This window comes from Ferribacterium limneticum, from assembly GCF_020510625.1.
In the GTDB taxonomy this organism is placed as follows: domain Bacteria; phylum Pseudomonadota; class Gammaproteobacteria; order Burkholderiales; family Rhodocyclaceae; genus Azonexus; species Azonexus limneticus_A.
The window spans coordinates 3,374,713-3,382,500 of sequence record NZ_CP075191.1 but is presented as its reverse complement, the minus strand read 5'-3'; the positions used below and the strand labels follow the sequence as shown (position 1 = coordinate 3,382,500).

At 59.6% G+C, this 7,788-nt stretch carries 9 protein-coding genes and 1 tRNA gene (1 of these 10 only partly in view); 2 read left to right on the top strand and 8 right to left on the bottom strand.

Annotated elements, in window-relative coordinates:
* The 3 genes in view from corA to KI617_RS16275 are tightly spaced (each overlapping or abutting the next) and all read right to left on the bottom strand, a layout consistent with a single transcriptional unit that may run on beyond the window.
* Positions 1–392, bottom strand: the 5' portion of a protein-coding gene (gene corA / locus KI617_RS16285; RefSeq protein WP_226448045.1) for a magnesium/cobalt transporter CorA. 673 nt of this gene lie to the left of the window's left edge; 392 of the gene's 1,065 nt are visible here — the first part of the coding sequence; its start codon is at positions 390–392; its stop codon lies beyond the left edge, outside the window.
* Entirely contained in the window at positions 389–1,156 is a 768-nt protein-coding gene (tcdA, locus tag KI617_RS16280) for a tRNA cyclic N6-threonylcarbamoyladenosine(37) synthase TcdA (protein ID WP_226448043.1), read from the bottom strand. The genes corA and tcdA overlap by 4 nt, the downstream gene beginning before the upstream one ends.
* Entirely contained in the window at positions 1,156–2,259 is a 1,104-nt protein-coding gene (locus KI617_RS16275) for an HD domain-containing phosphohydrolase (protein WP_226448041.1), read from the bottom strand. The genes tcdA and KI617_RS16275 overlap by 1 nt, the downstream gene beginning before the upstream one ends.
* 178 nt (positions 2,260–2,437) lie before the next feature.
* Between KI617_RS16275 and ispB the strand changes: the two genes are divergently transcribed.
* Both ispB and KI617_RS16265 read left to right on the top strand, forming a co-directional pair.
* Entirely contained in the window at positions 2,438–3,367 is a 930-nt protein-coding gene (gene ispB, locus KI617_RS16270; RefSeq protein ID WP_455550764.1) for an octaprenyl diphosphate synthase, read from the top strand.
* 16 nt (positions 3,368–3,383) lie between these two features.
* Positions 3,384–3,460 (top strand) — tRNA-Pro (locus tag KI617_RS16265).
* Positions 3,461–3,857: 397 nt separating this feature from the next.
* Here the strand turns inward: KI617_RS16265 and KI617_RS16260 are convergent.
* The 5 genes from KI617_RS16260 to KI617_RS16240 all read right to left on the bottom strand — a co-directional run bounded on the left by KI617_RS16260 (position 3,858) and on the right by KI617_RS16240 (position 7,788).
* On the bottom strand, positions 3,858–5,942 hold the full coding sequence (locus KI617_RS16260; protein WP_226448037.1) for a TonB-dependent receptor plug domain-containing protein: 2,085 nt from the start codon (positions 5,940–5,942) through the stop codon (positions 3,858–3,860).
* A complete protein-coding gene (gene rpsD, locus KI617_RS16255; RefSeq protein WP_226448028.1) occupies positions 5,942–6,559 on the bottom strand; it encodes a 30S ribosomal protein S4 in 618 nt (205 codons plus the stop codon). The genes KI617_RS16260 and rpsD overlap by 1 nt, the downstream gene beginning before the upstream one ends.
* 141 nt (positions 6,560–6,700) lie before the next feature.
* On the bottom strand, positions 6,701–6,979 hold the full coding sequence (locus tag KI617_RS16250) for a hypothetical protein (RefSeq protein ID WP_226448026.1): 279 nt from the start codon (positions 6,977–6,979) through the stop codon (positions 6,701–6,703).
* Between the two features lie 3 nt (positions 6,980–6,982).
* On the bottom strand, positions 6,983–7,306 hold the full coding sequence (locus KI617_RS16245; RefSeq protein ID WP_226448025.1) for a DUF2149 domain-containing protein: 324 nt from the start codon (positions 7,304–7,306) through the stop codon (positions 6,983–6,985).
* Positions 7,303–7,788 (bottom strand): MotA/TolQ/ExbB proton channel family protein, encoded by a 486-nt coding sequence (locus KI617_RS16240; RefSeq protein ID WP_226448023.1) that lies wholly within the window; start codon positions 7,786–7,788, stop codon positions 7,303–7,305. Before KI617_RS16240 ends, KI617_RS16245 begins: the two co-directional genes overlap by 4 nt.

Sequence of the window (7,788 nt, the reverse complement as noted above, 5' to 3'; positions counted from 1 at the left end):
CTGATCTGATCCTGATTGAGCTCGAGTGATCCGGGCTGAAGTTCGTAGCGATGCAGGACGAGATAGAGGTAGTTCTCGTAGGCATCGAGTTTTTGGCGCTGGACGTTGTTGAGAATGTCTTCCTGAGCCAGTGGGTGCAGCCCAAAGATGTTGCCGATGGTGCTCAGATCGCTTGGATTGTGAGCGCCATAAACGTTGGCCCAGCGTGTTGAATATGGGCGTTCTTGCTTGCCGAAAGCAGCGGGGTCAGGCAGTTGCGTTTCCTGTAATCCGTGTTCGTCGAAATCGATGACTGAAAAGGCAGGCTTTCCGGTCTTGATTTCACCGATATGGATCAGTGAGCCCGGTGGGAGGCCCGCTTTGCGTGAACGCAGCTTGCGCGGCTTGCTCATGATTTGATGATGAGATTGATGGCTTGAGCTGCTGCCGCCATGCCAAAGACGGATGTAACGCAGACTGAGGACCCGAACCCTGCACAGCTCAAACCGGCAGGGCCGCTCTCTGTTTCGCAGGAGGCATTGTTCTTGTCCGGGTAGCGTAAGGGCTCCGTCGAGAAAACTGCCGAAACACCGAACTTTTTCTTGGCGTCTTTCGGAAAAGCGTGCTCACGGCGAAGCACTGAGCGGACCTTGGCGAGGAGTGGATCCTGCACCGTCTGGCTGAGGTCGGTGATGCGAATTTGGGTTGGGTCGATTTGCCCGCCCGCCGCGCCGGCAACGATGATCGGGGTTTTTTGACGCCGGCAGAAGGCGATCATCGCAGCCTTGGCGCGAACTTGATCGATGGCATCTATGACCACCGAAAATTGCTGGCTGAGAATCTGGCCAACATTTTCAGGGGTAACAAAGTCTTCAATGCAAGTTACGGTGCAATCGGGGTTGATTGCGCGCACCCGTTCGGCCATGGCCTCCACTTTGGCTTTGCCGTAGATGTCGCCTAGCGCGTGGATTTGCCGATTGGTGTTGGATTCCGCCACCATGTCGAGGTCGACGAGCGTCATCCGGTCGACGCCGGTTCGTGCCAGAGCCTCAGCGATCCAGGAGCCGACGCCGCCGATGCCGACGATGCAGATATTGGCTTGCTGGATGCGTTCCGCACCCTCAAGGCCATACAGGCGTGTGACGCCACCAAACCGCCGTTCGCGATCGAAAGTCATCAGGTTTCTATGGTCTTGCGAATCACGGCGTTGAACGGAGCGATCCACTCTGGTGCAAACTGGTTGTCGCAAGCGTTGATTTCGGCGATCGCGCGAAGCACTGAACGGTTTTTGCCGCGATGGATATGCTTGAGCATGACCGCTTCGAAAGCATCGACAATGGAGAGAATTTTTGCGCCGGGGCAAATGTCCGCGTTTTGCAATTGGTTTGGATAGCCCCCGCCATCGTGCATTTCGTGATGCTGGGCGACCATTTCTGCGGCGGATTCCCAGCCCGGCATGCGGAGTAACAGTCCTGCGGCAAATCCGGGATGGTTGCGCAATGCGACCTTGTCTTCCGGCGACATCTTGCCGACTTTCAACCAGATGGATTCCGGCAGCAGCATCATGCCAACATCGTGCAGATAAACGGCTGCTTCGAGTTGAACAGGATCGACTGCGTTGCTGCCCGCCTTGTTGGTTTCCTGCGCAAGGCGGAGGATGCGCATCGTTCGTCCCTTGAACAGCGGAGAACGGCCTTCGAACTGCAACGCCAGCGAACGGAAAAACTGAAGGTCGCTATTGGCATTTTTCTGGCCGAATTTTGGTGTCGCCCCTTTGGGTGGCCGGCTCGAAATCTCGGGGATGACCGGAGGGAAACCGGTGACCGCCTCGATCAGCTCGGCACAGGCGAACTCGATTTGCTGGGCGCTCTCCAGGGCAACCTCTTCCAGTCCTTGAACGAGGATTTGCAGACGGAGATTTTCCAACGGCTTATTGGCCAACAGGGCATCCGTGGCCAGTTCCAATCGGTCGACGGCGAGTAATACCAGTTCGGCCAGTAGATCAGAAAATGGAATCTCCCCTTCCCGGAAGCGCCCCATCATCGTTTCGATCGGGTGGGCGATGGCAACGCCGAGGTCGAACTTGCAGAGCGAAGAGTCGCCTTTGATGTTGTGGACGGCTCGGAAAAGGCTAGCCGTGATCTCCTTGTCCAGCGGTGTTTCCTTGAGCCGTGCAACATCACGCTCAATCTCTGGAGCACGGTCGTTCAGCGCATCAGCAAACTCCTCCAGTGCCTCTCGATCCTGGATGACTGGTGCAACAAATGAACGAATCTCCATGCCCTCTCCCGATGGTTTTTATTTAATCAGAGGAGTTTAACAAACTGCAGGTGCAACGGAGTGTATCCTTGATCCTTCGGCCTTGACTGGGCACCGTCAGCCCCCTAAGATTCCGCGCTTCTTCAAGGAATTACCTGCCGTGACTCTGGAACAGCTCTATGCCCTGATCGGGCCCGACATGAAGGCCGTCGATGCGGTCATCCGCGACCGTCTTTACTCCGACGTGGTGCTGGTCCGGCAGGTGGCCGAATACATCATCAGCAGCGGCGGCAAACGGATGCGCCCGGCGCTGGTCCTGCTGGCGGCCGGCGCCCTGGATTACCAGGGGACTCGGCATCATGAAATGGCGGCAGTCGTCGAGTTCATTCATACGGCCACCCTGTTGCATGATGACGTTGTGGATGAGTCCGCATTACGTCGCGGACGCAATACGGCCAACGCCATGTTCGGCAATGCCGCCAGCGTTCTGGTCGGTGACTTCCTGTATTCACGCGCTTTCCAGATGATGGTCGCGGTCGACAACATGCGGGTGATGCAGGTCCTCTCCGATGCGACCAATGTCATCGCAGAGGGTGAGGTTCTTCAGTTGATGAACTGCCACGATGCCGATGTCGATGAAGCGCGCTACATGCAAGTCATCCACTACAAGACAGCCAAGCTGTTCGAGGCGGCAGCCCAGCTTGGCGCAATTCTTGGCCAGGCGACGCCGGAAGTTGAGAAGGCGCTGACGGCCTACGGCATGCATCTCGGCACGGCCTTCCAGTTGATCGACGATGTTCTCGATTATTCTGGCCAAGAGGCCGATACCGGCAAGCATCTTGGTGACGACCTAGCCGAGGGAAAGCCGACCCTGCCGCTGATCTACGTGATGCAGCATGGCACACCCGAGCAGGCAGCATGCGTCCGCAAGGCTATCGAAGAAGGTGGTCGTGATGATTTTCCGTTGGTGCTTGAGGCGATTCGCAGTAGTGGCGCGCTGGATCACGCAAGGAGCCGTGCAATTCAAGAGGCTGAGTTGGCGAAATCATCAATTCAGTGTCTGGGGGATTCAAATTACAAGAAAGCTCTGCTACAATTGACGCTCTTTGCAGTTGAGAGGAATCACTAGTCATCTCAACGGTCGTCGGAGTGTAGCTCAGCCTGGTAGAGCACTGCGTTCGGGACGCAGGGGTCGCAAGTTCGAATCCTGTCACTCCGACCAAAAACTGCAAAGAAAAAGCACTTAGCCATCCTCCGGGATGGCTTTTTGCTTTCTGGGTCGGTTATTTCGGCGTTTTGTTACTCCCTTGGGATACCAACCTAACTACTGCTGAATCGATTGATTACATCCAGTGCGATCAGGGTGTGATCACGCACAAGCAGCCAATCCAAGCGACTGCCAAAGTCCAGACTATCTCTTTTTTCTGGTTCACAAGTCCCAGGTGGTGCCAGTGCATACCAGGCTAACGGGATTGCTCCGGAGGACAATGCCCCACTCACGGATACCGGTGCTCACTTTCAAGGATTTATCTGGATGGTCGTAGGGTAGTTCGATAATCCGCGCTATTTTCAGTTGCGTTTACCGGCCGTCTTCGTCCTGCGGGTAAAAATTCCAGGGATTACAGTTCGAACCTGAGCCCGCCGTAGACGAACCGCCCACGGTTCGGTCCCCAGATATGGGTGACGTCGACCGTGCCGGCGGCGTTGATCCACAACATGCCGTCGTGGTCGCTCTGCTTGTAATCGAACAGGTTGTCGGCCCCGGCGAAGACGGCCCAACGTTTGTCGATGGCGTACTGGATGCGGGTGTCGATGGTCCAGAAGGTCGGGCTCTTGTCGGGTTTGGCGCTGCCGTCGAAGTTGTAGTGTTGTTCGTCGCGGTAGTAGAACTTGGCCAGATTCTGCGAGCCGGTCCAGGTGGCGCGCACGAAGACGTTCCAGCTACCGCTCTCCCAGTCGGCCGAGAGAAAGACGCGACGCTCCGGGCGGGCGAAGGCGAGGGTGCCGACCGGGAAATCGTAGCGCGCGGTTTCAAGTCCGATGCTGGCGGCCAGCGATTTGCTTACCTGATAGCCCAACTGCATGTCGAAGCCCTTGACCTTGACCGACTCGCTGGCGCTGCGCAGCACCGATTCCGTCGCGCCGATGTCTAGCCAGGCCAAGTTGTCGAGCTTGGTGTAATGGGCGTTGCCGAGGAATTTCCAGTCGCCGTCCTGATAGTCGAAGGTGTACATCAGGTTCTTGGATTCCTCGACGCCGTCGGTGGCGTTGCGGACAACCAGCGTTTTGAGGATGCCGTGGTCCTGCTCGAAATAGCTGGTCGGGGCGCGGTAGCCCTGGCCGGCAGAGAGCCGGCTGTTGGCGTGTCCGTTGTGGCGCCAGAGCAGGTTGAGGCGAGGCGCCAGTTGTTCGCCATAAACGTTGTGATTTTCCCAGCGCAGGTTGGCGCCGACTTCCAACAGGTCGTCAAGGAAGGCGTAGTTGGCGGCCAGGCCAAGGCCGGGCGTGCGGAAGGTGTAGCTATCGAGGCCGTTGGCTGGCGTGCCGTCGGGTAGTTCGGCCTTCGAACGCAGGTCTTCGTAGCGCCAGTCGGCCAGTGCCGTCCAGATGCCGCCGGCGAGCGGCGCCTTGAGGCTGCCCATCAGGTAGCCCTGGTTCTGCTTGGCCTGGTAAACGTTGCCTTCGTAGAAGGAATCCTGATCGTGATGGGCATAGCCGGTGGCGACATTGAGGACCGCTTCGCCAAGGCGCTTTTCACCGGTGATATAGGCCGATTGACGCTGGGTGAAAATGATTTCAGACAGCCCGGTGCGGCCGTCGGTGTAGCTGACCTTGCTGCCGTCGGTCGGATTGACCCAACCGTCAACATAGGGCGAGGCATGGGCACCCTTGGAAAAATCGAAGGGATTGCCGCTGCGGCTGGTCTTGATCGCGTCGTAATCGTTGCCGATGGCGCCGCCGTTGCGCTTCTCGTCGACGGCGTCGATCCGGCCCTTGAGCTTGAAACCGCCGATATCGTCGACGAAGAAGCCGATGCCACCCAGCTTGCGGCTGTAGCCGGTGTATTCGGAAACGCCATTGCCGTCGCCATCGACCGAGTCATGGTTGTTGGTGTGGATGTTGGCGGTGATGGCCCCGGCCTTGCCGGCGGCGGCGACTTGGGCATCGAGCCGGCGGCTGCCGTACTGGCCAACGGCCATCTCGATCATCGCTTCGTCTTTGACCGGGCGACGAGTCACCATGTTGACCGTGCCGGCCAGCGCATCCGGCGCCAGGCCGGAGGCGCCGGCGCCGCGCATCAGGTCGATGCGCTCCAGGCCGCGCAGGCCGACCGAATCGAGGCCGTAGGCTTGTGAAACGGCGGAGAACAGCGACACACCATCGATCAGCAGGGTCGTGTAGCGGCCGGGCAGGTTGTTCAGCGAAATGAAACGGGCGTTGCAGATCGAGCATTCGACCTGGACGGCGACGCCCGGCCGCTTGTCGAGTGCCTCGTTGATGTTGGTGGCGCCGGATTTGGTGAATTCCTCGACGGTGCAACTTTCGACCGGGGCCACCTGGTCGCGCAGGAAGGGGCGCTTCGCTGAGCTTTCCCGTTGCTGGCCAACGACCACTTCGCCCAGGGTTTTTTCCTTTTCAGGGGCCTCGGCGGCGAAACACGGCGTCGCGACAAGTGTGGCCAGCAGCGGGAGAGCGAGGCGCATTACATGCGCGTGGCGTAGTACTCGACCACGCGCTGGAGGTCGAGCGGGAAGGGGGCTGAGTCGCCATCGGGCAAGTGGCTCAGGCGGGCCGTTTGCGTCGCTGGGTCGTAGGCGATCCATTCCGGACGATCCAGTGCTGGCGCTTCAAGCGTGGCGCGGACGAGGTCGATTTTCTTGCCCTCGTCGGAAGGGCCAAAGCTGTCGCCAATGCGGATGCGGATAGACGGAATGGTCACGCGCTTGCCGTTCAACTGGAATTTTCCATGGCTGACCAGCTGGCGCGCAGCCGGGATGGTCGGCGCGAAGCCGGCACGGAAGACGAGGTTGTCGAGGCGGCGTTCGAGCAGTTCGACCAGTTTGTCGCCGGTGGCGCCTCTATCCTTCTTGGCGTCGGTCACCACGCGGCGTAGTTGCCGTTCGGTCAGGCCGTAGTTGTAGCGCAGCTTCTGCTTTTCCATCAGTTGCAGGCCGAACTCGGACTTGCGGCCGGCATTCTTCTTGGCGCCATGCTGGCCGGGTGGCTGGGCACGTTCCTGCATGGATTTTCGGGACAGGCCGGGTAGATCGACGCCGAGGGCGCGCAGGACTTTGAGGCGGGGGCCGGTGTAACGGGACATTGGGTTCTCCTTGGTATGTGAAAACGGGTTAGGTAGCTGCTGATTTATTCGGGAATGTCATTCCCGCGTAGGCGGGAATCCAGAAAAATCAACGAACTGGGTCCCCGCTTTCGCGGGGATGACGAATATTTCAGCGTCTCCTTAGTGCAAAGACTGGCCGGGTGCGGTCAGCGGGCAGAGCGGGACGCTGACCGAGTCCGGGTGGCAGTCCACGGCCCGCCAGCCGGCCAGGGATTGTTCGAGGGCATCGCGCAGTTGCGGCGCCAGCGTCTCGTCGGCGAGCGCAGCGCACAGGTGGGTACGCAGGGCGGCGGTCTTGGCGACCGTCGGACCGCGCAGGGCCGAGGCCGAGAGCAGGGTGACGATGGCGGCCAGGCGCAGGGCGCTGGGCATGGGATCGGTTTCGCAGCTGTCGCTCATGGCTTACTCCTTGCCTTCCGGGACGTAGACCATCGAGCCGTCCTTCATGCGGTAGGCGACGCCGGCCTTTTCGCCGTCGCCGCTGCCGATGTTGCCGTTGGCCTTGTAGTGCTCGATCTTCTCGCCCTTCTTGATGGTCACTTCCATGGTCGGCTTGCCGGGGTCGGTAATGACCGTCACGTCCTGCTTGTTGAACGGGTTGATCAGCGGGTTTTGCGCCACGGTGATGAGCAGCGCGGCGATGATGACGAGGAAGATGTCGATCAGATTGACCACCGACAGGATCGGGTCCTCGGTTTCCGGTTCGTGCAGCAGCTTCAGGCTCATGCTTGCGCCCCGCGCAAGGCTTCGATTTCGAGCATTTCCTCGGCCAGCCAGCGGCGACGGACATTGACCACCCAGTAGGTGATGGAGGCGGCGATCAGCGCCAGGATGACGGCCGAGAAGGCGATGGTCAGGTTGTCGGAAACCTTGGCCAGGTTGCCGTCGGAGAGCGATTTGAGCGCCGGGCCCATGGGGATCATGGTGGCGACCAGGCCGAGCATCGGCGTTACCCGGCTGGCGATGCGCGGGGTTTCCAGCTGCTTGTGGGCGATCACATCGAGTTCGTCGGCGCTGAGTGTGGAGTCGCGGCGGAAATGCGAGACCAGCGGCCGCCCCTTGCCCTGGCGCCGGTAGAAAGCGAGCAGGACGAATTCGCCGAGCACCCAGAAGGCGTAGAGGAAGAGGGCGGCAATCAGAGCCAGGGTCGGAATCAGGAAGAGCTGGGATATCTGGTACATCGACAGTTCGATCAGGTTGGCTTGCAT